The sequence below is a fragment of the Lactobacillus sp. CA30L genome (assembly GCF_059900845.1).
This window is the reverse complement of record NZ_JBWXGB010000002.1, coordinates 181,442-205,326: the sequence shown is the minus strand read 5'-3', so window position 1 is coordinate 205,326 and position 23,885 is coordinate 181,442. Positions and strand designations below refer to the sequence as shown.

Below are 23,885 nucleotides of genomic sequence, written 5' to 3'. Positions count from 1 at the left end.
TTAGTTGTATCTGTTCATTAAAAACTGGCTGCTCTTGCCCGCAATAAAATCGGCAATTACATCGCTGCTGCTGGCAAAGGCCGCCTCCATTAATTTTTGCTGGTCAGCGTTAAAGGGCGACAGTACCCAGGAAACGACGCTGGCGTTATCCGGATGGCGGATGCCGATCTTCAGGCGGTTAAAGTCGCTGCTGCCCAGGTCGCGGATGATGCTTTTAATGCCGTTATGGCCACCCGACTTGCCGTTTGCACGGATACGGATCTTGCCCAGAGGCAGGTCCATGTCATCGTGGATAATCAGGATGTCCCGGGGCGCAATCTTAAAAAAATGGGCAAACTGGGCAACAGACCGGCCCGAATCATTCATAAAGGTCTGGGGTTCAAGCAGGATCACGTCCGTTTCGCCAATCTTTTGCTTGGTGTACTTGCCCTCAAACTTCTCGCGCTCCAGCAGCAGGTTGTTCTTATCCAAATAATAGTCAAGTGCCATAAAACCCGTATTGTGTTTAGTTCCATCGTATTTTTGGCCCGGATTGCCCAGGCCCGCAATTAATTTCATCTGTCTTTCCCCTTGTTTTAGTCGTATTAATGATAGCACATTCTCTTCGCCTGCAATTGCAGCGGACTGTTACACTTTGATTTCACCCTGCAAAAATGCTTTTTTATTCCGGGGGCACGTGCTACACTTAATTGATCAATATTTTGTTTTTAATATTTATTTAATAGTATTGCTGATTATGGTATAATGTCGTGGAGCAATTTTATCAACGGAGGCTGTATCATGCTTATCAAATCTTTAGTTATTAAAAAAGATTACCTGACCACGGTTAACGAACACGCTACGCTTGAAGAAGCGCTGAAAATTTTGGAAGATTCAGGCTTCCGCTGCGTGCCGATTCTGGACGATACGGGTACTATTTTTCGCGGTAACATCTACAAGATGCACATTTACCGCCACAAGTCGCAGGGCAAGGACATGAATCTGCCCGTCACCTACCTGCTTAAGAACGCAACCAAGACCATCAAGGTTAATTCTCCGTTTTTTAAAGTTTTCTTCACAATCAAGGACTTGCCCTACATTGCCGTTTTGGATGAAAGCCACGAATTCTACGGCATCCTGACCCACTCGCGCCTGCTTGACATGCTGTCGGACGCGTGGAACGTCAAGAACGGGTCTTACGTTTTAACGGTGTTAACTGATAATTCACGGGGCAACCTGGTCAAGATGGCCAAAATCATCAGTAAATATTCTGTTATCGCCGGAACAATGAGCCTGGACGCATCCTCTGCTAAAAAGAGCGACAACTCCGTGCGGCGCATTCTGTTCACCCTGCCCGCAGGTGTCAGCGAGGAGACGCTGAAGACAATCGTCAAGAAGCTGGAAAGCAAGAGCTATGTGGTCGCAGAAATCGAAGACTTGCAGGCTGGAATGACGCTCATGAGTGATGAAAATCCAGGAGTTTACCTCAACACATCACAAGATGAATAATCATTGTCCAATTAACTAAAAGAGTCTGGAAAAAAACTCTAATCTAACTAAAAAGGCTGACAAATCACATTAATCAAACGTTGATTTATCGGTCTTTTTAAATTGTGAAATTTTTTAATTTAACTTCAAGAGCACTTTTTTCCCAGACTCTTTTTAGTTTTCTTATTTACTCTCGTAGTATTCGCGCGGCAAGCGGTCGGTGAGCAGGCAGGCAACTTCGTAGTGGATGGAATCAACGTAGTCGGCGGCTTTTTTAATGCTATTCGACGCCGCTGGATCATTAGAAATGAGTACCACCTTCGTGCCTGCAGGCATTGAATGCGGTAGGCGCACCATCAACTGGTCCATGCAAACGCGGCCCACAATCGGGCAGTAATAATCGCCCACTTTGACCTCAAAGCCCTGAAACTTACGGATAAAGCCATCGGCGTAACCAACCGGAACCGTCCCGATAACTTGCTCGCTGGCCGCAACGTACGTTGTGCCGTAACCCACGCCCTGACCCCGGGAAATCGTATGGACCTGCACCAATTCGCTTTCAAGCGACAGGGCAGGCCTGAGCGCGATTTTGGTTGGCAGGTCAGGTCCATTGGGATTAGACGACGGATTGAGGCCGTAGATGCCGATGCCGAAGCGTACCAGATCGCTGTGCACGTCCTTATCGTACACGCTGGCCGCCGTATTATCAACGTGGATCCACTTAGGCTGCACCTTGAGCAGACCTTTGAAGTGAGCAAACCGTGCGACCTGCTTTTTGAAGTAGGTGTCATCGCTGCTGTCGGCCGACGCAAAGTGCGTGAACATGCCCTCGACCTCGAAGTGCGGGCTGGCCAATAAGAGGTCGTTAGCGGCCAGGAACGCGTCATCCGTGTTAAAGCCGATGCGACCCATGCCGGAATCAACCGCCAGGTGAATTTTGAGGCGCGAATCTATGTCCGCCTGTTCCAATACCGTGTCTGCTTCTTTCAGCCAGGCCAAATCAGGCACCGTCAGTGAAATCCCGTTGACCGCAGCCAGGGGCGCAAAGTCTGCTGGCGTCACGCCCAAGACTAAAAGCGGCGCCACGATGCCGGCGCGCCGCAATTCCAGTGCCTCGTCCAGGATAGCGACACAGAAGCCGCTCGCACCGGCCTTTAAAACCGCGCGTGCGACCTGCACCGCACCATGTCCGTAAGCGTTGGCCTTTACAACGGCGAACAGCTTCTGGTCCGCTGCCAAATGTTTTATTTCCTGTTTTACGTTCTGCCTAATTGCCGCTAAATCCACGCGAACGGCTGCGCGACGGTGTATACCTGGAACCATCTTTAATTCTCCAAAACAACTAAAGTAACTATTTCATTTTTATCATGAGTAATACTGGGAAAGATTTTGCCAGCAAACTTGGACGAGGTGGTAACTGGGTGACCGGCTTCATCCCACAGGGTCTCAACGTCCCGCAATCCTATTTCCTTGCCCAATCCTGTCCCCATCGCCTTAGAAAAGGACTCCTTGAGTGAGAAACGGCCGCCCAGGTACTCCACCTTGCGCTTGCCCGTCATACGCTCATACTGTGCAAATTCTTTGGCGGTCAATACCTTGCGAGCAAAGCCGTCGCCCTTTACGACAATCTTGGCCATCCGCTCGACTTCAACCGCATCGATGCCTACACCAACAATCATTTCCATCACCTCACTTTAAAATTATAGTACAAAAAAAGAGTCGTACATTGCTACAACCCTTTTTTAGTAAAATTGTTAATCTTTTTTATTCTTGATGACGAAATCCCGGCCACTGCCCGAACGGTGCGAGCCACCACGATAACCGCCGTGATCGTGGTCACCACCGCGATAGCTGCCATGGCCGTGACCACCGCTGTGGCCGTAATTGCCACGTCCGCCACGGTCACCACCGCGTCCATGACCATATCCGCCACGACCATGACTGCCACCGTGACCGTAGTTGCTACGGCTTCTACCGCTGCGTCCATGGCCACCACGGTTAGGAAGTGGTTTCTGCGAACTAATATTAACCTCAACGTCGGAAGAATCTTTAGACAAATCCTTCAAAAACGCCGAAACAAGGTCGACTGCAGAGTAGTTTTCCAGCAGCTCGCTTGCATCATCCGTATACTTGGATAGGTCTTCCTTTATCAGGTCAACAATCTTGGACTTGGCCAGCTTTAATTGACCCTGCAGAGCCTGGTCATCCGTTGGCGGAGTCAGCGGCATCATCTGCTTCTTGGTCAGCTTTTCAATCGTCTTCATGTAACTAATCTCACCCGGCGTAACAAAGGTAATCGAGTTACCATTTTGACCAGCACGGCCAGTACGACCGATACGGTGAACGTATGAGTCCGGATCCTGCGGAATGTCATAATTATACACATGGGTAACGCCAGAGATATCAAGGCCACGGGCAGCCACGTCAGTTGCCACTAGAATATCCAGCTTGCCAGCCCGGAAGCGCTTAAGTACGCTAATTCTACGAGCCTGGGAAAGGTCGCCGTGAATCCCAGCTGCATTGTAGCCCCGCGCTTGCAGTCCCCGGGTCACCTCATCAACGCGACGTTTGGTCCGAACAAAGACAACGGCTAAGTCGGGACTTTCGACGTCGAATAACCGGCACATAATGTCGAACTTTTCGGAGTCTTTAGCCCGGACAAAGTACTGATCGATTAGGTCTGCCGTCAATTCCTTAGCCTTAATTTGCACAATCTCGGGGTCATGCATGAATTTTTCACTAATGTTTAAGATGGGTTTGGGCATTGTAGCACTAAATAATAGGGTCTGCTTGCGGTTTTTCACGTAGCTGAGAATGCTTTCAATATCCTGAATAAAACCCATATCTAGCATTTCGTCTGCTTCATCTAAGACAATTGTAGAAACGTCCTCCAAGTTAACCGTCTTTCGCTTCAGGTGGTCGAGCAGCCGACCCGGCGTACCGACTAAAATCGCCGGCACGTTATTTTTCAACGAACGAATCTGGCGGCCAATGTCGGCACCACCGTACACAACCTGAACGCGTGCATGTTCATCGCGGCCAAGCCGGAAGAGTTCTTCCTGGGTCTGAATGGCCAATTCACGCGTTGGTTCAATAATTAGCGCCTGAATCACCTTATTATGGTTATCTAAGTTTTGTAAAATTGGCAGGGCGAAGGCGGCCGTCTTACCGGTACCCGTCTGCGCCTGACCAATCACATCTTTGCCCGCAAGGGCAAGTGGAATCGTCTGTTCCTGGATTGGCGTTGCTTCCTCAAATCCTGAACGTTTGATGGCCTTTAACAGCTCATCGTTTAAACCTAATTCCGTAAATTTCACTAAATTCTCCTTATCTAAGCCGCTCTACTACCTTTTCTAGGTGCATTCCATGTGATCCCTTGAGGACAACTATGTCGTGCGGCTTAATATCATTCTTCAGATCAGCGATCATGCGCTGCATCTGGTCTTCTCGGTAATAATGCAAATGTTCTGACCCATAACTGCCCCTTAGTGCATCAGCTAAATTGTTCATCTCTGAGCCAAATAAATATACTTCGTTAATCACTCGGGGGTCAAGGCAGTCAGCCAAAGAGCGGTGCAGAGCAGCAGACCTCTGACCGAGTTCCAGCATGTCACCCAAAACGGCAATTCTCCTGCTGCCCGCGGCCACCTGAATCTGGCCAAAACTGGTCAAAACGGCGCGCACAGCGGTCGGGTTTGAGTTATAGACATCGCTCATGATGTCCTCGCCCACGTCACCTTTTTCCCATTCCATCCGGTTAGCCGTCGGCGTAAAACTGGCCAGAGCAGATGCAATCTCCTCGTCACTCTCGCCGAAGCGCCGGCCGACGCACAGGGCCGAAAGCGCGTTGGACACGTTGTGCTTGCCAATCATCGGAATGGTGAACTTGCAGCTTGAGCCGTTGACGGTAAACGTTGCGTGGTGCTTGTAGCTGGTAAAGCCAGTTGCATAAACTTTATCATCTTTTGCAAAGCCAAAGGTAACTTTTGCCTGGCTAATCTTGGCAGCACGCTCACGAAGTAGTGGTTCATCCCCATTATAAATCAGCTCCCCGTCTTCACGCAGAAAGTCGGTGATCTCCATCTTGGCGTCGGCAATTTTTTCCCGCGATCCCAAAAATTCAATGTGGGCCTCACCAATCATGGTAATCACGGCCACATCAGGATGGGCTAATTCACTCAGGTGGTGCAGCTGCCCCGCACGGTCCATGCCCATTTCCAGTACCAAAATCTCGGTGTTGGGCTTCATTTCCAGGATAGTCATCGGGACACCAATCTCATTGTTAAAGTTGGCATCGGTCTTGTGCACGTTGAACCGCTTGGAAAGAACAGCGGCGGTCATGTCCTTGGTCGTCGTCTTCCCGTTGGAACCCGTGATCCCGACAACCGTGGGGTTGACCTTGCCCAGGTAATACCGGGCAAGCTTCTGCATGCTCGCTAGCGGATTGTCAACCTCCAGCACCGCAATATTGTCCGGCTTTCCTGGGTGGCCCTTCTGCCACAAGGTGGCCTTGGCACCCTTGACGATTGCGCTGTCAATAAAACTATGACCGTCCCGGTCCCCTTGCAGCGGAACAAACAGTCCCCCGTCTTCAATCTTTCTCGAATCAAAGGCAACAGATGTAATAACGGTTTCGCAATTACCTTCACAAGTTGAATTAATCGCTTTGGCAATTTCTGCCAGTTGCATTTTCATCTATTTTTCTCCTTGCTAAAAAAGAAATTCGTGGTAAAGCAACGGCTATGCTAGTCCCCGTTTAGTGCAGCACCCGACAGCTTTACATAAAAAAGCAGCCCCAATGGGACTGCTTCCACCAGATCAAAGATACTACTTCTTGTTCATACCATACTTCTTGTTGAACTTGTCGATCCGGCCATCGGCTTGAGCAAACTTCTGCTTGCCCGTGTAGAATGGGTGGGAATCTGAAGTGATTTCAACCCGAATCAATGGGTAAGTCTTACCTTCATAATCTACTGTTTCCTTTGACTGAATGGTTGAACCGGCAACAAACTTTGCACCTGTTGCGGAATCCATAAAGACAACTTCATGGTAATCTGGATGAATGCCTTGTTTCATGTTTATTACTCCTTTGCCATGGCTTTATCGCAAGCCATAGATTAATCGATTAACGTTTACTACTTTAACATTTTTGCGTCCAAACTTCAAGGCTTAATTATCAGCAGGCCACCTCTAGTTTAAAACGATGTCCGCCGGCCTGACTTCCTTGCCAAAGTATGGTTTCAGTTCCTTGTCGTAATCGGCAGTAAAAAACTTCTGCTTGTTAAGCTTAGCAATTTCCTTGTTGGTCCAGTTCAAAAGCGACTTGTTGTCCATTTTGACGGCCGGACTGATAAACTGGTTCGGCCCCAGATTCTTGATGCCCACGGTGTAATTCGGGTTGCGCTTAACCCACGCATAAAGGTAAGAATTGTCATCGGCCAGGGCAGTGGCACGCTTGTTTTTGATGGCGTTGAACTGCTGGGTCTTGGAATCAAACTTGAGCAGGTTGACGTTGCCCTTTTTAGTAAAGTAGTTTTCGGCGGTCGTTCCCTTAGTAACAATTACGCCCTTGCCCTTCAGCTTGTCTTCACTCGTAATCGGTGCGTTTTTGGGTGTGACGACGCCAACCGAGACCTTCATGTACGGCTTGGCAAAGTCCACCACCTGCTTGCGCTCGGGCGTAACCGTGAAGTTGGCCAAAATAATATCAGCCTTGTTCGAATTCAGCGTATCCACCCGGTTATTGGCATTGACCTGAACAAATTTAATTTTCACGCCCAGATCCCTGGCCATTTGCCGGGCCAAGCGAACATCATAACCGACCCGCTTGCCGTGATCATCAACCCAACCGTAAGGCGGAAGGTCGCCGAAAACTGCTACGCGCAGCGTACCGCGCTTTTTAATTGCGGCCACGCTGCTATCATTGTCACCAGCAGCATTATTTCCGCCTGTTGCTGCCTTGATGCCCCCAAAAGCAGCCAGGACCAGCACAACGGCTGCAATTGCGCCAACGATTATTTTTTTAGTCTTGCTCATCTTGCTCTTTTCCATTACGTACTCCTTAAAAATCCATGCTATTCAAAAATTCACGGGCACGCTCGGTCTTCGGGTGCGCAAAAAATTCCTTGCCCGTAGTTTCTAAAATCTGTCCGTCTTCCAAAAATAGCACCTGATCTGCAATTTGCTGTGCAAAGTTCATCTCATGAGTCACAATAATCATCGTCATGTGGTCCTTCTGGGATAAATCGGCCATGATTTGCAAGACGCCCCGCACCATCTCGGGATCAAGCGACGCCGTCACTTCATCAAACAGCATAACCTCCGGGTGGAGAGCCAGGGCTCTGACAATTGCGATTCGCTGCTTCTGGCCACCCGATAATTCACGTGGGTAAGAGTCAACGTACTGGTCGAGTTCCACGCGCTTCAATAGCTGGATTGCTTCAGCGCGCACTTCTGCACGCGGCCTTTTTTGCACGTTGACCGGTGCCAGCAAGATATTTTCAATCACGGTCAAATTTGGAAACAGGTCATAGCTCTGAAAAACCATGCCAATCTTTTGGCGCAGTGCCTGCCAATTTTTGGCCGTAGGAACAACTTTCTGCCCCTTAAAATAAAGCGCACCGCTGCTAAACTCCTCAAGACCGTTCAGGCACCTGATCAGGGTGCTCTTGCCCGAGCCCGATGGCCCCAGCAGCGTTAGAACTTCCCCCTTGTGCAGGGTAAGATTAATGTCATGCAGCGCCTGCCAATCACCATAAAATTTATTTAAATGCTCTACTCGTAAAATTTCTTCTGCCATTATGCTCACTTCTCCTGTTTAGCTGCCAGGCGCTTGGCCCAAACTGACAATGGATAGTCAATTATGAAGTATAAAATGAAAATCAGTCCGTAAATCCAAAAAACGGCACTCGGATACTGCTGGCTGCTTGCTTCAATAATCTGCTGTCCGATTGCAATCACGTCCATGATGCTAATCATCATTAAGAGTGACGTAGTCTTGATCACCCGCGTTGCCAAGTTTATTGTTGCCGGCAGTTCGAGCTGAACGGCCTGGGGCAGGAGAACGAAGCGAAACAGTTGAACCCGGCTCAATCCCAGGGCCAGTCCCGACTCTTTCTGCGATAACGGCACCGACTCAATCGCACCGCGCACAATATCACTAAACTCAGCTGCTACCCACAAGGAGAAGGCAAGAACGGCCATCCAACTTGCAGGCCAGTTGATGTGAAAACTCCGGGGCAGGATGTAGTAGACCAGGTACAGCAGCACAATCGTTGGAACAATGCGGAAAAATTCGAGGTAAAGCCGCAAAACAAAGCGGACGATCTTGTTAGGCATCGTTCGCAGAATGCCAAAAAGCATTCCCAGCAGCAGGCCAATCACTAGACTGATCGCCGCAATCCACACGGAGGTCCACAGGCCCCCAAGAATGCGGGCCAAATTATTGCCTGCAAAAAAAACATTAATCGCCGAATGTCCCATAGCGTACCTTCCTTTCCACATAGTTAAGCCCCAAGATCACCGGAATCAGGATAATTGCATAGGCAACCACCAGAACCAGCAGGTACTCGCTTGACCGGTAGTACAACCCGATGAGGTCAAGAGCAGTATTGGTCAATTCCGGAATGGCGATTACCGAAAAAATTGAGGTTTCCTTAATCAGAAAAATCACGTTCGCAGTTAACGCCGGCATGCTCAGGGTGAAGCCCTGCGGAAAAACGACGTAGCGGGCAAGCTGGAGACCGTTCATTCCCAGCGCCTTGCCATCATCAATTTGGGTCTGACTAACGCCATTAAAGCCGCCGGTAAAGCCCTCGGCCATGTATGCGCCGCCCAGAAAAATTAGGCCAATAACGCCACAGGTCTGGGCTGACATTTTTAGTCCAATGACGGGAAACGCGTAGTACAAGAAGAACAGTTGAATTAACAAAGGCGTATTGCGGGCCACTTCAACGTACGCCGTCAATACCTGGCTCAGAACCGGAACATGGAAGTACTGCATCAGACTGACGACAATACCGACAATAATCGAGCCCAAGATGCCGACAACTGAGAGCCCCAGGGTTAATTCAAAGGCCTTGACAAAAATGGGTAAACTTTGTGCGATAATTTGCCAACTCATTTATGACCTCCCTTTTAAACAAAAAAAGCCTTATATCACGTAGATTTACAGGCTTATATCACAAGTAAAACAAAAACCCACGAATTGTTTATCTTCGTAGATTGGCAGTCAATCATGCAATGCACAGTACGAATCCAGAAACAAGTTGCACCCTTCGGTGCTTTATTCAAAAATAGCGAAATGCGCCCCATCCCGCACTAATTTAGCTTGCTTCATAAATACGCTCTCCTGATCAACTTTAAGTGTGTTTAATCATATTCTTTCACTTACTTTTTGTCAATTAATACGACTTGACGGCCTCCGCCCACGCTGCACCGCCATTAACCAAAAAATGCACCCACGGGTGCATTCACTTTATGACTAGCTTATTCAACTTTTTTAATTTCTGCCAAATAGGGAATTGACGGCTGGGCGCCGTAACGCTGCACTGTAAGTGCTGAGGCCCGGTTAGCAAAAGCGAGCGCCGCCTTAAAGTTAGAAAAGTCCGGCCTAAGCACGCTCGCCATCGCGCCAATAAAGGTATCGCCAGCCGCAGTTGTATCAACGGCCTTCACCTTGAGGGCGGGCACCAGTTCACTTTGGCCCCGGAAATCATAGAACGCACCCTTGGACCCAATCGTGATGACAACTGCTGCTGCTCCTAAGTCATGAAGCCTGCCGGCCGCCTTTTGCGCGCTCGCTTCATCAACCACCTCCACCTGGGCAATGGTTGCCGCCTCGGTTTCGTTCGGGACGATAATGTCTGTCAGCCGCAGCAGTTCTACCGGAATTTTCCCCATTGCGGGCGCAGGATTCAAAATGGTTCTAACTTTGGCCCTATGCGCGATTTCAAAGGCCCTCATCGTTGCTTCAAGCGGCGTTTCAAACTGGGCAATGATAAAGTCGCTGCTGGAAATCAGGGACTGGTTTTGTTCAACGTGATCAACCCCAAAACCAAAATTGGCACCAGCGTAAATGGTAATCGCATTTTGACCATTATCATCGACCGTGACGAAAGCCTGACCCGTAGATTCTTTAGGGCTAACCGCAATGCCCTGGGCGTTAATGCCTTCTTGCTGGATCAGAGCCAGCATCTCTTTTCCAGGCGCGTCATTGCCCACTGCCCCAATAAAGTTGACGGTGCAGCCCGCCCGTGCCGCAGCTACCGCTTGGTTGGCCCCCTTGCCGCCCGCCGCGGAATAGTGTTCTTTGGCGTGAATGGTCTCGCCCGGCTTCGCCATGCGCTCAACCCGCAGATTAGTGTCCAGGTTAATACTTCCAACAACAGTAACTTTGTTCATTTTTTCTCCTTTGCACCCATAAAACAAGTGAAACTTTTCTTCTCCAGTACACCAAAATAATAACATATTTGAAATTGCTTTCAATTATATTTATTTCCTGTTTTCTTCACTTTACCAACAACATAAAATACTATTGAGCCCACTAACAGAGTTCAGTCTTTTTATTTCACACGCCATGGCCTATAATTGAGCTTGATTTATTATAATTATTTAAGATAATTATTTAAGGAATTAACATGAAACGACAACTCAACTTTTTTACTGCCCTTGCTACAGTCATGGGAACCATGATTGGGGGCGGCGCTTTTTTCAAAATTGCAAACGTCTCATCCTTGACCCACAACGCCTGGCTCAGCATCCTCGTCTGGCCGCTTGCGGGCTTTATTACGCTCATGGCTGGCCTCAGCATTGCCGAATTAGCGGCCATTTTTCCCGAAGATGGCGGTCCGGTGAAGTATCTGGAGGCCATTTACGGACCCAAAGTGGCGTTTTTATTTGGCTGGTCCCTAATAATCGTCTATTATCCTGCCAATATTGCCGCGCTCTCCATCATTTTTGCGACCCAACTCAAGCAAATTTCCCCCTTTCAGGACCTTTCGACCACCGCTATCGCACTTGTCGTGATGCTTTTGATTTTAACCATCAACTGGCTGGGCTCCAAGTTGAGTTCCCAAGTGCAAAAGGCTGCGCTCATTATAAAACTTATTCCCATTGCCGCCATTATCCTGTTCGCCCTGTTTTATCAAGGGCCCAACCAATTGGCTCACATTCCTGCGCCGCACATCAATTCGGTATCGGGGGCCGCTGCCTTCGGACAAGCCCTGCTGGCCGTTCTCTTTGCCTATGACGGGTGGCTAAGCATCGGCAATTTGGCCAGTGAAGTCAAAAATCCCTCCAAGACCTTGGCACAAGCAATTATTTGGGGGCTGCTGGGCGTTACTGTTTTTTACACGATGCTTAATTGGAGCTACGTTAAAGTTATCCCGTGGCCACAAGTAGTAGGCAACCAAACAACGGCGATTTTAACAGCCCAAAAATTATTCGGGGACTTGGGCAGCACGTTGATTGCGGGCGGCATCCTGGTTTCGGTTTTTGGCGCCATCAATGGTCACCTCTTGCTGGGCTCACGCATGCCCTATATCCTCGGGCGGCAAAAAAAGCTGCCGGCAGCGGACTTTTTTGGCAAGCTTAATTACAAGACGCTCGTGCCCACCAACAGCATGATCTTTGAATGCGTTATTGCTGCCATCATGATTTTCTCCGGAACATTCGATTCCCTGACCAACATGCTAGTTTATGTGTCGTGGATTTTTTCTATCCTGCTATTCCTGGGCATCTTTATTTTGCGCAAAAGGCAGCCCGATTTGATCCGCCCCTTTAAAGTTCCCGGGTATCCCTTGCCGCCGGTGTTGGCAATCGGCGGTGCGCTTTTTATCGTGATCAGCACCACCCTGTCGCAGCCAGTTCTAGCGCTTACCGGCATTCTGCTCATGCTTACCGGTTGGCCCGTCTATGCTTATGTTCATGCTAAAAATACGCCGGATAACAATTTAGACAAAGATAACGAACTGAACTGACCTTAATCCTGACCACTACCATATTGACCACAGCTCCGGATACACAAGCAGCCGGACTTTTTTTGTAACTGCTAGCACTCTTTTAATGTCAACCAAGATAATGCCTTTTAGCCGCAGCTTGAATTTAAACTTCAAATTACCGAGGGTTTCTATTTGCTAAAGAAATTTTTTGAGCCTATATTTACTATAGTTAGAACTTAAGATAGAAGGAGTAAAGATGACAAACTTATTAATTCTAGGTGCCAGCGGCCAAATTGCTCAATTAGCAGAAGAATTGCTGCACCAACATAAAGAAATCGTCACAACATACTATTTGCGCCACTTAAACAAGTTGCCCGAGGCACACAAGTCCTGGGGCAAAGTGATAAAAGGCGACGCGACGGACGCTCAGACCCTGAATCAGGCAATGGCAGGACAGGACATTGTTTATGCCAACCTGGCGGGCAGCAACATTGAGCAACAGGCTAAAAATGTTGTAGCAGCAATGAAAAAGCAGGGTGTCAAGCGCCTGATCTGGATTTCCACGATCGGCATTTACGACGAGGTGCCCGGCAAGTTTGGTGAATGGAACAACCAGATGCTGGGTGAAAGCTACTTGCCTACCTACGCAGCAGCTGCCAAAGTAATTGAAGAGAGTGGTCTTGATTACACCATTATCCGTCCAGCCTGGCTGCAGGATCATGATGAAATCGACTACGAGCTTACCCAGAAGGGTGAACCTTTCAAGGGAACCGAAGTCTCACGCAAGAGCATTGCCAGCTTAGTGACAACGCTTGTGCTCAATCCAGCCGAGCATGTCCAGGAATCCCTGGGCGTCAACAAGCCCAATACGGATGGGGATAAGCCTAGCTGGTACTAGTTAACGCAGATATAGACGCCCAAAAGCCGCTTAAATTATAAATTTAGGCGGCTTTTTACGTAGTCAGATGTTGATTTCTTTAATTGAGTGCACGAAACTTTTGAGTGCTTTTGAATGGTTGTTTTTTAGATAGATCAGCTGCATTGCGTACCCTTGCTTTTGGCGTGAATGAAAATGGCGGTAAACAATTTCGGGGTCTGGCTTCATTATCTGGTTGATCAGGCCCTTCGGAATATACGCAATCCCCTGGTTCAGTGCTGTGCTTGTCATCAGCTGTTCAATTGAAGAAACACGCTCAATCTGGTAGTTGTTCATACTCTTATGCAGAGTAGCAGTAAACGTCTTCCGCATAAAATCAGAATTTTCGCTACTGTAATAGAATAGCGTTTGCCCGTCCAGGTCTTTTTCAGTCAAATATTTCTTTTGACTGAGCACATTTTGTCTGCTAATTCCCATCACCATCTCATTGGAATAGACCGGCACAAATTCATATTGGGCTGCTTGCGGAATGTCATAACTGCCGTAGTGGTTAATATAGGCGCAATCCAGCTTATTGAGAGCAAGATCGGTCAGGATGTGTTCGACGCTCTCCTCCATGGTAAAGAAGTCAATTTTCGGCTCCAGCTTTTTGGTCTGATAATTAATGATCTCCCTTTCCATTATAAAGGCGTCAAAGATCGAAAAATAGCCAATATAGAGCGTGTTGCCAGTAGCCTTGGAAATGTTTTTCAATTCGGAAACGGTCGCGTCCAAGTTGTTCAGGTATTCCTGCGCACGCCCGGCAAAATATTTACCAGCTTCTGTCAAGCTAATTCGATTACTGGTGCGATCAAATAACTCTACACCCACTTCATTCTCAAGCCGGGCCATCTGGCGTGACACCGCTCTTTGGGTAACGTACCTTTGTTCTGCAACCCTGCCAAAACTGCCCTGCTGGACCACAGTCAGGAAAACTTTCAATTGTTCACTATCCATCTATTTTCACCCGTACATTTATATCCTAGTGGCGACTGAAACTACTATAACACATTTTGCGTGTAAGCGATTATAATTTTAGTGTAAATACTTGTATGAGGTTTCACAAATGGAAATCAAAGAAAATTATGATGTTGTTATTGTTGGTGGTGGTGCAGCCGGTTTTACAGCCGCATACCAGGCCAGCAAACGTGGACTATCCGTCTTGGTCGTTGAAAAAGGCCGCAACACGGGCGGCAGCGGCGAGCATATCGAAGGTGCTTTCGCCGTTGACTCATACTTGCAAAAGCAGCATAACGTCAAGTTAACCAAAAAAGAGGCCTTAGACGAAGAGTTAGATTATTCACATTACCGGGCCGACACACAGGTTTGGAAAGAATATATTGACGCTTCTGCTGGCATCATCAAGTGGCTGAACGACATCGGCGTTGAATACCTGGACGTAGCACCGCTTGGTAGCGGCTACCAGACTTGGCACTTGTTCAAGGGCCTGGGCAAATCCGTTATTCATGACGTTTTAGAGCCTAAATCCAAGCAGCAAGGCACAGAAGTTGTCACGTCTACGACCGTAACCAAGATTAACTTGGACAGCAAGGGCCAGGTCGAAGGCCTGGTTCTCAAAGACTTGACCGATGACTCAACTAAAACAGTCTCGACTAGAGCAGTTGTGCTGGCAACGGGTGGCTACTTAAACAACAAGGAAATGATTAAAAACGAAACCCATTACGATGAGAACCAGCTTATCCCGGTTAACTCAATGAAGAACACGGGTGACGGACTTAAGCTTGCCTGGGACGTCGGTGCACAAAAGTACGCAATGGACATGGCAATGCTCTTTGGTGGTTACCTTAAGGACCCAACCAAGCCAGGCTACGTTTACCGTTATTCAGAATTAAACGGTGCAGCCGACCAGCAGTCGCTGCTCTGGGTTAACGAAAACGGCGACCGTTTTGTCAATGAAGAAGTTGTTGATAACTTTGCACTGGCCGGCAACGCTTTGTTCACCCAAGGCAAGGTTTACTCCATTATCGACCAGGCCACCATTGATCACTTGGCTGACGAGGGTCTCTACAAGCCAATGGGAACTTGGGACTACCACGACACCAAGCTGCCACACCTGAAGGAAGAAATGCAAAAGGCCTTTGATGAAAACGCGCCTTACATTACCAAGGCCGACTCAATTGCCGAATTAGCACAAAAATTAGGCTTGGCTGACCTGGAGCAAACTATTAGCCACTACAACGAGATGGCTCACAACGGCCAAGACGTTGACTTTGATAAGAAGGCCGACTTCATGATTCCAGTCGAGAACGGTCCGTTCTACGCCTTTGAACTTGGCATCGGTGCCTTCTGTACAATGGGTGGCCTGAAGACCGATACTGAACACCGGGTTATGGATAAAACCGGAAAGCCGATTAAGGGTCTGTACGCCGCCGGCAATGACGGTGCTGGCATGCTCATTGGCGACACTTATGGTCCTAACATGCCTGGTACGGAAGCCGGATTTGTCTTCTACTCCGGCAAGCACGTTGCCAACGTAATTGCTGACCAGATCAAGGGTTAAAAAATATTAGCAATTAAAAAGAACGAGTCACGGTACCCGTTCTTTTTTGTTTGCACCCTGACTTTTACTAAAATAAGTGGGCTTTACCCTGTCCTTTGTGCCAATTATCAGTATTCTGATTGGCTCGTTCCGCCAGAAAAGCTTAACCTTGCATCATTAAAGAAAGCAGGTTAACAAACATGGTTAAAGCAATCGTTCAAACAGGTTATCGGCGCGCGGAATTGCGGGACAGGGCTGCAGATGCGCTCACGCCCCTGTCAATCAAAATCGAAACAAAATTCGTACCGCTCTTGCGCTATGATCTGCTCAAACTGGATCAGCCGGTCCCCGCCCAGTTGCCCGCGGTCCTGGGCTACGGTGCAACGGGCATTGTTAAAGAAGTGGGCAGTTTGCGGTCAACGGCACTTTTGGGGCAGCCCGTCCTGCTGCTGCATCCCCGGGGAACCTTTCAGGAAGAAATCACTTCCAGCATCCCACCGCTTGCAATTCCACTCATTTCTGGTGTTACATTAAGAGACGCAGCTGCACTAATCGGTGGCGGTGACCTGGCCTTGACCCTTTTTAAAATTGCCCAGAAAAAGCAGCAGCCGCTGGTGATTTATGGTGCAGACTCGGTGACCGGTCTAATCTTGATGCAGCTATTGACGCACCACAGTCAACTGCCCTTCATCCCCAAGGTGCGGCCAATTTCACAAGATTACCTCAATGAAAAAGCCACCAGGTACAACATCGATACTGCACGGCCAGTTAACTCGACGAATAAACTTGTCTTTGACCTGGCCGGTGCGGGCGTTAATTCCCAGTTACTGGCCCACCTGCAAGGCGGTGACCAGGTAATCAGCGTCGCCCAAAAGGACGTGCCCGGCATTCAGTTCATTAGCAAGCCCTCTTTACCCAAAGATTATCTTTATTTAATGCAAGAAATCCAGCATAACAGGTTATTCATTCCCATCAACCAGGTTTTTTCCTACTTGAACTTTGAGCGGGCGCTTGCTGCCCAAGCCCACGGGATCCGTCGCGGCCGCAACCTGATTGCCTTTCAGGAAGCACCAGAATAGGCATATAATATAGTTGATTAATCAGAAAATACTGTTCGAGGATCACATGCAAAATTACGAAGGATTAATTTCACAAAAGATTGGTGCACTGGTCAAAAACGCCCGCGTAAAGCAGCGACTTTCCCAGCAAGAACTCGCTAGCGGCATCTGCTCGCAGGCGTTGATCAGCAGCATTGAACATGGCGAATATATTCCCAATGCTGCTATTTTTATTGCCCTCTGCAACAAGCTGCACCTTTCAATCGATGATGCTTTTTTGAAGGAACGCCTAAATTTTGGTAACAACGACCAGCTAGCACAAACAGCCTTCGATCTCTGCCGCCAGCATCAATATCAGCGCCTCTTGCAGTATCTTGATCGGCAAGCAATTATTATGTCACTTAACTCAGACTTAGACTTTCAAACCTATTATTACTATTATGGCTGTGCCGTTTACCAGGTAGAATGCAACCTGCGCGACTGCCAGCACTACTTTGAACTCGCCCTTTCCTACACGATGAACGCGAATCAGCCCGCACCGCGCAATCCTGTTGAACTACTGCTAGTAAATACCCTCGGCTTTATCTACGCCCAGCAAAAAAGAACTGAGGAGGCCTTTGGTCTCTTCAAGATAGTTAATGCCGCTCTTCTTAAAATAGACGCCCAGACCGAAAACCTTAACGTAATCCACTTTCAGCAGGGTAAAATTCACTTTGAATTAAAGCAGTACGATCAGGCCTTAGACACGCTTCTCACCGACCTCAAGCGTATCAACCAACTAGGCTCAACCTTCATGGTAAACAACTACGCACTGCTAATCCTGGATTGCTACCAGCACCTGCAGTAAATCACCTAAAAATCCGCTGCTTGAATTACAGCAGCGGATTTTGCTTTGACCAAAAAAGTAATGCTTCATTTTAAAAACCATGTTGCAAAAAATTTTAACTGCACTTACAATTGTGCCAACAACCCCAAAATATTGATAGTACAGGAGAAACAACAATTGATTATTGAAGAATTTAAAGACATCCAAATTGCATATATGCGCAGAATTGGTAAATACGGAGCAGAAAACAAACAGCTAATGGAAAACTTTAAGGCATACTTAAAAGCAAACAACTTGTTCAACAATGATACTGCCATACTAGGAATCGCCTTAGATGATCCAATGCAAACACCGGCAAAGCAGCAAAGATACGATGTAGGCGTCATTGTGACTAACAAAGTGCAGCCCCATAAATTACCAACTCGTGGAATTACCAACGGACGCTACGCAATATTTGAAATTGCGCATACAGAAGAGGCCGTAGCAAACTTCTGGAACAACATCCCCGCTTTAACTGCCAGTCTGCCAATAGACGGCACTAAACCAATAATTGAGCGCTATGCTTATCCCCAAATTTCACAGCACTTATGCGAATTTTGCGTCCCACTGCAATAATCACCTAAAAAAGCTCCAGCGTAATTAAAATTTCACTTAACTATGTTGAAGCCTTTTATTCTCTTATAATACTTATTTCCCCTGCGCGTTGCGCTTCTTGATGCGTGCATTGATCCGCTTGGCCGATTTTTTCAATTCCAAGATGCAAATCAACCAGATAACAACATAAATTACTAAGAAGAGGCTAAGTGTCCACAAATCAATCGACCACTTATTAACCGTTACCATTACTAAGAAGAGTAAAAACGTGCCACCAAAGTGAAGGGCAAGGGCAAGTATGAAGGGCAAATCAGGGATAAATATTAGGCCAAGCAGTCCAATCAAACCCGAAAGCACGAAGACAGATACCACGCCCTTAGGTGTTGGTGCTATTCCTGGATATGCAAAAGTTAGAATCAACAAGTAAAAAACTGCACCAAATCCCAGGCCAGTAAAGAAGTAATCTACACATTTACTAAATAATTTCATTTTACAGACCAAGTGCTCTTTCTAATAGTGGAAAATAATGCCGCGAAACATCAACCTTGAGGTCATTTGTCAGAATTGCAATCATATTGCCATCGAAGCCGACTTCAACAGACTCAAGGTGATTTAGATTGATAACCGCATGCCGAGATACTTGGATAAAATCATTGCCTAATTTTTCTTGGGCCTGATAGAGTCGGCCAATTGTCTTGATATTTTTTGTGGTGGTGTAATAGGTTAAATTAGTTGTTTGGACTTCAATTTTGATTAATTCTGCACGTTTTACAACTACGATCCGGTCACTAGTCTTAACCGGTATAAGCTGTGGCTCTTTTTGAGCCAACTTTTCAAGCCAGCCAATCAGTCTCCTTACAGTCACATTTTTGTGTTGTGCCCTGATTTCAATTTGAATATCGCCTTCATCTAAAGACGAATCATTTTGAAAATTGATTTTCACTTTGTCCAATTCTCTTTCTAGTGGTTATGACCGAGATGACAATAATTATTAGAAGCAGAATAATACTCATTCCTAGCATGACAAGCGCATTGCCACCTTGGGTCAACTGGTGTCCACTCAGCTTTAAGTTAATACCCAAATATCTACTGAGTCGATTGCTTACGTTGGCGGTTAAGCGTGCCTTAAAGATTGGCGCTAACAAAAACTTTCTTAATGCGGCTGCTTCATAACTGCTTGGTACTAATTTTACCAGAGTTTGTGCACCAGGTGATAGTGTGCCATACGGCATATAAGTAGCAACGGCAAATCCAGCCACAGCACTAATCAATGCCGATAACCGACTAAAAGTGGTGGACGAATTAATAAAAATAACAATTATTTCATTTAATAAAGTTGCACAGACTGCACCTAGAGCAATAAAGAGGAGGATTGGCAGGTAAGCGGCAGTAGGAATCTGGACCTGATCAACTGCAGTGAAGTAAACTGCCATAACGGCAAAGGTGATAACCTGCATGATGAAACTGATGATTGTACTGGATAAAACGTAGGAACAATTCTGCTTTAGTGCTGAAATATTGGTCAGCATAATATCATCTGCGGTCCTTGTTTCCCGGTCCCGGACCAGCTGTCCTAGAGCCTGAAACGACGTGGTAATCCCGGCAATTGCCACGATGCCCGCTATCATCCACAAATCCAGTACCTTGGTGGCACTAGGTAGACCACTCCAAGAACCTTTTAAAACCTTTTGCAGGAAGCCAATGTAAATAAAGAAGGAAATCAGCGCACCTAGACACGACATGATTGCACCCGGAACGTTGGCAAAGTATATTTTGATATTTCTCCATAATAAAGCGAGCATTATTGTAATTCCTTTCCCGTAATTTTAACAAAGGCATCATTGATTGAACCCTTCTGATAGTCAAAATCGGCAATAACGTTTCGGTTGGCACTGAGCAAGTTGATTGCCTTATCTGCATCCAGCGCTTCGACCTCAAATTGATTGCCTCCAAGTTGCCGCAAAGGATAGTCCGTCTTCAGTACGCACTTATCCCTCATCCTGATAAGCAGCTTTGTTGGTGCATAGCTTGCTATAATTTGACTGGCAGAACCACTGGCCAAGATATTTCCATTTTCCAGCACATATATCTGGTCCGCATTAGCAGCTTCTTCAAGGTAATGCGTAGTTAAAAAAATCGTTAGCCCCTGTTCTTTCTGCAGCTTCTCAAGTAAGTGCCAGATAACTAGTCTTGTCTGCAAATCCAAGCCTGTGGTCGGTTCATCTAAAAATAGCAGATTGGGTCGATCAACCAGTGCGCGAGCAATATCCACCCTCCTTCTTTGTCCCCCAGATAGTGTGCCATACTTTTGCTTAAAGAATTTTTTAATGCCGATTAACTTGACCAATTCTTCTATCCATTCAGGTGACCAGTGTTGGTACATCTTCGCCCTGAGGTAGAGATTATCTTTGACCGTCAAACTACTATCAAGCACACTATTTTGGAAGACAACGCCAATCTTCAAATTTTGACTATAGGTAATCGTCCCAGCCGTCGCTTTAAGCAGCCCAGTTAGAATATTTATCGTTGTAGACTTGCCTGCACCGTTAGTTCCCAGATACGCCACCAATTGTCCTTCATCAATCTTTAAATTGACTTTATTCAAAGCAAGATTCTTGCCATACTTCTTGGTTAGGTCACTAGTTTCAATTAGCATTAGAAATATTCTCCTCATTATTTATACTTAGTTAAGAATACAATTTTCGCTCTAATTTGTAGCACATTTCTAAATAAGTAGTCGTTTTTCACTCATAAAAAGCTGAATAATATACATAAAATATTTTAGAGAAGGGACTCTTCTAAATAAAGATTAGAAATTTGAGATAAGCAAAAAAAGGCCGGAGCCTCTTTTGATATGCCCCCAAAATGAGGACAGTTTAATAATTTCTAGCTGAGGACTAACCCCCGATATTCAGAAGGAGTCAGTCCTATTAGTTTTGCTTTTAGCAACCGACACTTTGCTTCGGGGTGCAAATTTGACCCAGAATTGTTTTTTTAAGGCGCAGCCCTTATTCCTGCCAGCCTGCTACAACTGCCTTGCCGATCATGTGACCGCTCTCCACCAGTTTGTGGGCCTTGCGCAGATTTTGCGCATTCAACGGCGTCAGCGTTTTAGTCAGCGTACACTCAAGCAGCCCGCTGTCTAGCATGGCCGCTAACTTGTCGAGAATTTCATGCTGCGAAATCATATCGCTGGTCTGGTAGTAAGACTTGGTAAATATCCATTCCCAGGCAAAGTGCGCCTTCTTCATAGTCAATGCGCGCAAATTAATGGGCCGCAGGTTTTCAGTGGTCGAAACAATTCGCCCTTCCGGCTTGATTAGCTTGCACATTTCATTCCAGTGCCCGTCCAGGTCGCTTAATTCAAGGATGTAATCAACATATCGATGGCCCAACGCCCTAACTTGTTTTACTAAATCACTGCGGTGATTGACAACAAAATCGGCACCATGATTTTTGGTCCATTCAATGCTGTCTGGCCGTGAAGCAGTTGCGATTACCTTTAGTCCCGCCAGGTGGGCCAGTTGGGTTGCAATAGAGCCGACGCCACCGGCACCGTTAATGATCAGAATGGTCTTGTCCACATTACGGCTCGGGTCTATTGCTAATTCCAATTGTTCAAACAGGGCCTCATATGCGGTAAGCCCGGTCAAGGGCATTGCGGCGGCCTGAGCAGCGGTCAATTTCTGGGGCGCACTGCCGACAATCCGCTCGTCAACCAGCTGGTACTCGCTGTCGCTGCCCGACCTAGCAAACGAACCGGCATAATAGACGCGTGTGCCCGGTTTGAACAGTGTAACCTCTGCCCCCACTTCAGCAACGGTCCCGCAGGCGTCCCACCCAATAACTTGGGGCTCCTTCAGGACGCCGTGACCATTTTTTCTAATGCTGACGTCAACCGGGTTAACCGCGACCGCACTTGTTTTTACCAAAAGATCATGCCCTGTTGCAACGGGCCTGGACATCTCTACGTCAACCAGGCTTTTTTCATCGTCAATATCCAAGTGTTCTCTAAAACCAATAGCTTTCATTTCTGCTCCTTTGCGTTTTGCCTACCCCTCAATAGTACTTGGCCGCAGGAGAAAAACAAGACGTGAATTTTTATTTACTAAGTAACAATTTATTCCCCTAGCATACTAACGGATAAAACGCTAAAATTAGCAGTGTACCGCAGAAAGAGAGTGATCATTTGCCACGCCACGCCTATAATTGTGCTCGGGGCTGTCCCGTCGAAAGCACGCTGCAAGTAATTGCGGGAAAATGGAAGAGCGTCATTATTTACCACCTAATCACCAATAAATCCTGCCGGTTTAGCGAGTTGCAGCGGCTGATGCCCCATATTTCCAGAAGGATGCTGGCCCTGCAGCTGAAGGAACTGGCAGGCGACAACGTCATTGCAAAAACCACCTATCCGGTGGTGCCGCCCAGAACCAGCTACGAATTGACCGACTGGGGCAAAACGCTTACCCCGCTAATCCTGGAAATGGAAAAATGGGGCGAAAAATACAACCAAACGCACGTTAACGATGATTAAGACCATTATTTCTTAGGGGGGCAAGACGGAGTCAAGAAGTGCAAAATAATTCAGAAAAATAAGCAGCAAAAAAAGAGGCCGGAGCCTCTTTTTTTAATCAATCAAATTACTTGTTAGCTGGCGTTGTCGCTGCTGGCTTTTGATCCGTCGAACTGGTTGAACCAGCAGGAGTCGTTGCAGTCTTGGAATCGTCCTTGGCTGGCGTAGTTGCAGTCTTGGAATCATCTTTAGCCGGTGTAGCTGGCTTCTTAGCGTCGTCTGCAGCTGGTGCAGTTGTTGGCTTTGAATCGTCTTTAGCAGGAGTCGTTGGCTTCTGTTCTGGCGTAGCAGCTGGCTTTTGGTTAGCAGCCTTGATCTCGGCCTTGAGTGCCTTAATCTCAGCGCTCAAGTATGAACGGTAACGCTTAGCGTACTTAGCGTGGTTCTTCTTGAGGTGCTTCAGGGCCTTCTTGTACAAGTTCAGCTTCTTCTTGTCGGACAGCTTAGCGCCCTTCTTGACAGTCTTGTTGAAGTAATTGTTAGCCTTCTTGTGCTTCTTCGTCCATGACGCCTTGGTCTTGCGGATCGGGCTCTTCTTTGCCGGTGCAGTCGCAGTTGGGCCGTTGAAACCAGGGTCCAGCGGGTTGGACGGATCAAAATCCGTTCCCTTAATCGGCTCGTTGATTGGCTGCTTTGTAGGCTCTTCAGCCGGCTTTTGTGCAGAATCCTTAGCTGGTGCTGTGGTTTGATCTTGTTTAGCAGTTTGGTCTGGCTTAGCGGTCTGATCTGGCTTAGCAGTTTGGTCAGCTTGCGTATCAGCCAGCACCATTGCGGTCTGACTAACAACTGGAGTCAGCGCGGTTAAACCGGCAACGGCCAACATGATGGCATTTTTCTTTAAATTCATAATTACCTCTCCGTATCTGAAATATTTTGTTCAAAAGGGTGCCTTTTGAAATTCCCTATAGTATACACGTTTTTAGGCGTTTTTGATACTAAATTTTTATAAAATCACAGTGTTAAAGAATTTATTCTAAGAATTTTACTTGTATTAGGGGTAATGCGCATAGA

Annotated in this window: 26 protein-coding genes; 8 read left to right on the top strand and 18 right to left on the bottom strand. The window is 47.1% G+C overall.

Annotation, left to right across the window (positions count from 1 at the left end):
- Complete coding sequence (gene pth, locus AC2JF8_RS03475; protein ID WP_500761165.1) at positions 1 to 558, bottom strand: aminoacyl-tRNA hydrolase; 558 nt, start codon at positions 556 to 558, stop codon at positions 1 to 3.
- Between the two features lie 222 nt (positions 559 to 780).
- On the opposite strand from pth, the gene cbpA reads away from it, so the two are divergent.
- Complete coding sequence (gene cbpA / locus AC2JF8_RS03470) at positions 781 to 1,488, top strand: cyclic di-AMP binding protein CbpA (protein WP_500729210.1); 708 nt, start codon at positions 781 to 783, stop codon at positions 1,486 to 1,488.
- Positions 1,489 to 1,650: 162 nt separating this feature from the next.
- Here cbpA and alr read toward each other — a convergent pair whose 3' ends face one another.
- From alr to rbsK, 10 genes are all read right to left on the bottom strand, one after another.
- On the bottom strand, positions 1,651 to 2,790 hold the full coding sequence (gene alr / locus AC2JF8_RS03465) for an alanine racemase (RefSeq protein ID WP_500761163.1): 1,140 nt from the start codon (positions 2,788 to 2,790) through the stop codon (positions 1,651 to 1,653).
- 2 nt (positions 2,791 to 2,792) lie between these two features.
- Positions 2,793 to 3,146, bottom strand: a complete 354-nt coding sequence (gene acpS / locus AC2JF8_RS03460) for a holo-ACP synthase (RefSeq protein ID WP_500761161.1) — start codon at positions 3,144 to 3,146, stop codon at positions 2,793 to 2,795.
- Positions 3,147 to 3,221: 75 nt separating this feature from the next.
- Complete coding sequence (gene cshA / locus AC2JF8_RS03455; protein ID WP_500729213.1) at positions 3,222 to 4,784, bottom strand: degradosome RNA helicase CshA; 1,563 nt, start codon at positions 4,782 to 4,784, stop codon at positions 3,222 to 3,224.
- 10 nt (positions 4,785 to 4,794) lie between these two features.
- Positions 4,795 to 6,162: a UDP-N-acetylmuramoyl-tripeptide--D-alanyl-D-alanine ligase gene (locus AC2JF8_RS03450; protein ID WP_500761159.1), complete on the bottom strand. Its 1,368-nt coding sequence runs from the start codon at positions 6,160 to 6,162 to the stop codon at positions 4,795 to 4,797.
- A gap of 132 nt (positions 6,163 to 6,294) precedes the next feature.
- On the bottom strand, positions 6,295 to 6,543 hold the full coding sequence (locus tag AC2JF8_RS03445; RefSeq protein ID WP_500729215.1) for a type B 50S ribosomal protein L31: 249 nt from the start codon (positions 6,541 to 6,543) through the stop codon (positions 6,295 to 6,297).
- Positions 6,544 to 6,657: 114 nt separating this feature from the next.
- A complete protein-coding gene (locus tag AC2JF8_RS03440) occupies positions 6,658 to 7,518 on the bottom strand; it encodes a transporter substrate-binding domain-containing protein (RefSeq protein WP_500761157.1) in 861 nt (286 codons plus the stop codon).
- Positions 7,519 to 7,528: 10 nt separating this feature from the next.
- Positions 7,529 to 8,266, bottom strand: a complete 738-nt coding sequence (locus AC2JF8_RS03435; protein WP_500761155.1) for an amino acid ABC transporter ATP-binding protein — start codon at positions 8,264 to 8,266, stop codon at positions 7,529 to 7,531.
- A gap of 5 nt (positions 8,267 to 8,271) precedes the next feature.
- Positions 8,272 to 8,949, bottom strand: a complete 678-nt coding sequence (locus AC2JF8_RS03430; RefSeq protein WP_500761153.1) for an amino acid ABC transporter permease — start codon at positions 8,947 to 8,949, stop codon at positions 8,272 to 8,274.
- On the bottom strand, positions 8,930 to 9,589 hold the full coding sequence (locus AC2JF8_RS03425; protein ID WP_500761151.1) for an amino acid ABC transporter permease: 660 nt from the start codon (positions 9,587 to 9,589) through the stop codon (positions 8,930 to 8,932). The genes AC2JF8_RS03430 and AC2JF8_RS03425 overlap by 20 nt, the downstream gene beginning before the upstream one ends.
- 365 nt (positions 9,590 to 9,954) lie before the next feature.
- Positions 9,955 to 10,869 (bottom strand): ribokinase, encoded by a 915-nt coding sequence (gene rbsK / locus AC2JF8_RS03420; RefSeq protein WP_500729220.1) that lies wholly within the window; start codon positions 10,867 to 10,869, stop codon positions 9,955 to 9,957.
- Positions 10,870 to 11,105: 236 nt separating this feature from the next.
- On the opposite strand from rbsK, the gene AC2JF8_RS03415 reads away from it, so the two are divergent.
- Together AC2JF8_RS03415 and AC2JF8_RS03410 are read left to right on the top strand one after the other, a co-directional pair.
- A complete protein-coding gene (locus AC2JF8_RS03415) occupies positions 11,106 to 12,446 on the top strand; it encodes an APC family permease (RefSeq protein ID WP_500761149.1) in 1,341 nt (446 codons plus the stop codon).
- Between the two features lie 217 nt (positions 12,447 to 12,663).
- On the top strand, positions 12,664 to 13,305 hold the full coding sequence (locus AC2JF8_RS03410; RefSeq protein ID WP_500729222.1) for an SDR family oxidoreductase: 642 nt from the start codon (positions 12,664 to 12,666) through the stop codon (positions 13,303 to 13,305).
- Positions 13,306 to 13,368: 63 nt separating this feature from the next.
- Here the strand turns inward: AC2JF8_RS03410 and AC2JF8_RS03405 are convergent, their stop codons facing one another.
- The gene (locus AC2JF8_RS03405) at positions 13,369 to 14,280 is read right to left on the bottom strand and encodes a LysR family transcriptional regulator (RefSeq protein ID WP_500729223.1); all 912 of its coding nucleotides are present in this window, start codon (positions 14,278 to 14,280) and stop codon (positions 13,369 to 13,371) included.
- A 109-nt stretch (positions 14,281 to 14,389) separates the two neighbouring features.
- On the opposite strand from AC2JF8_RS03405, the gene vprA reads away from it, so the two are divergent.
- The 4 genes from vprA to AC2JF8_RS03385 all read left to right on the top strand — a co-directional run bounded on the left by vprA (position 14,390) and on the right by AC2JF8_RS03385 (position 18,322).
- Positions 14,390 to 15,844 (top strand): vinyl phenol reductase, encoded by a 1,455-nt coding sequence (vprA, locus tag AC2JF8_RS03400; RefSeq protein ID WP_500729224.1) that lies wholly within the window; start codon positions 14,390 to 14,392, stop codon positions 15,842 to 15,844.
- A gap of 179 nt (positions 15,845 to 16,023) precedes the next feature.
- Positions 16,024 to 16,902, top strand: a complete 879-nt coding sequence (locus AC2JF8_RS03395) for a hypothetical protein (RefSeq protein WP_500761147.1) — start codon at positions 16,024 to 16,026, stop codon at positions 16,900 to 16,902.
- Positions 16,903 to 16,948: 46 nt separating this feature from the next.
- Positions 16,949 to 17,728 carry a helix-turn-helix domain-containing protein gene (locus tag AC2JF8_RS03390; protein ID WP_500761146.1) on the top strand — a complete coding sequence of 260 codons (780 nt, stop codon included), beginning with the start codon at positions 16,949 to 16,951 and terminating at the stop codon, positions 17,726 to 17,728.
- Between the two features lie 45 nt (positions 17,729 to 17,773).
- On the top strand, positions 17,774 to 18,322 hold the full coding sequence (locus AC2JF8_RS03385; RefSeq protein WP_500761144.1) for an AraC family transcriptional regulator: 549 nt from the start codon (positions 17,774 to 17,776) through the stop codon (positions 18,320 to 18,322).
- A 72-nt stretch (positions 18,323 to 18,394) separates the two neighbouring features.
- On the opposite strand, the gene AC2JF8_RS03380 is transcribed toward AC2JF8_RS03385, so the two are convergent.
- The 5 genes from AC2JF8_RS03380 to AC2JF8_RS03360 form a co-directional block, all read right to left on the bottom strand.
- Positions 18,395 to 18,790, bottom strand: coding sequence for a DUF3021 family protein (locus AC2JF8_RS03380; RefSeq protein WP_500761142.1), 396 nt, complete (start codon positions 18,788 to 18,790; stop codon positions 18,395 to 18,397).
- A gap of 1 nt (position 18,791) precedes the next feature.
- Positions 18,792 to 19,244: a LytTR family DNA-binding domain-containing protein gene (locus tag AC2JF8_RS03375; RefSeq protein WP_500729229.1), complete on the bottom strand. Its 453-nt coding sequence runs from the start codon at positions 19,242 to 19,244 to the stop codon at positions 18,792 to 18,794.
- A complete protein-coding gene (locus AC2JF8_RS03370; RefSeq protein ID WP_500729230.1) occupies positions 19,222 to 20,103 on the bottom strand; it encodes an ABC transporter permease in 882 nt (293 codons plus the stop codon). The genes AC2JF8_RS03375 and AC2JF8_RS03370 overlap by 23 nt, the downstream gene beginning before the upstream one ends.
- Complete coding sequence (locus tag AC2JF8_RS03365; RefSeq protein ID WP_500729231.1) at positions 20,103 to 20,957, bottom strand: ABC transporter ATP-binding protein; 855 nt, start codon at positions 20,955 to 20,957, stop codon at positions 20,103 to 20,105. Before AC2JF8_RS03365 ends, AC2JF8_RS03370 begins: the two co-directional genes overlap by 1 nt.
- Before the next feature lie 352 nt (positions 20,958 to 21,309).
- On the bottom strand, positions 21,310 to 22,332 hold the full coding sequence (locus AC2JF8_RS03360; RefSeq protein ID WP_500761140.1) for a zinc-binding alcohol dehydrogenase family protein: 1,023 nt from the start codon (positions 22,330 to 22,332) through the stop codon (positions 21,310 to 21,312).
- A gap of 158 nt (positions 22,333 to 22,490) precedes the next feature.
- Here AC2JF8_RS03360 and AC2JF8_RS03355 point away from each other — a divergent pair, with 158 nt between their 5' ends.
- The gene (locus AC2JF8_RS03355; protein WP_500727661.1) at positions 22,491 to 22,835 is read left to right on the top strand and encodes a winged helix-turn-helix transcriptional regulator; all 345 of its coding nucleotides are present in this window, start codon (positions 22,491 to 22,493) and stop codon (positions 22,833 to 22,835) included.
- A gap of 106 nt (positions 22,836 to 22,941) precedes the next feature.
- Here the strand turns inward: AC2JF8_RS03355 and AC2JF8_RS03350 are convergent, their stop codons facing one another.
- Entirely contained in the window at positions 22,942 to 23,721 is a 780-nt protein-coding gene (locus tag AC2JF8_RS03350; RefSeq protein ID WP_500761138.1) for a hypothetical protein, read from the bottom strand.
- Positions 23,722 to 23,885: the final 164 nt, after the last annotated feature.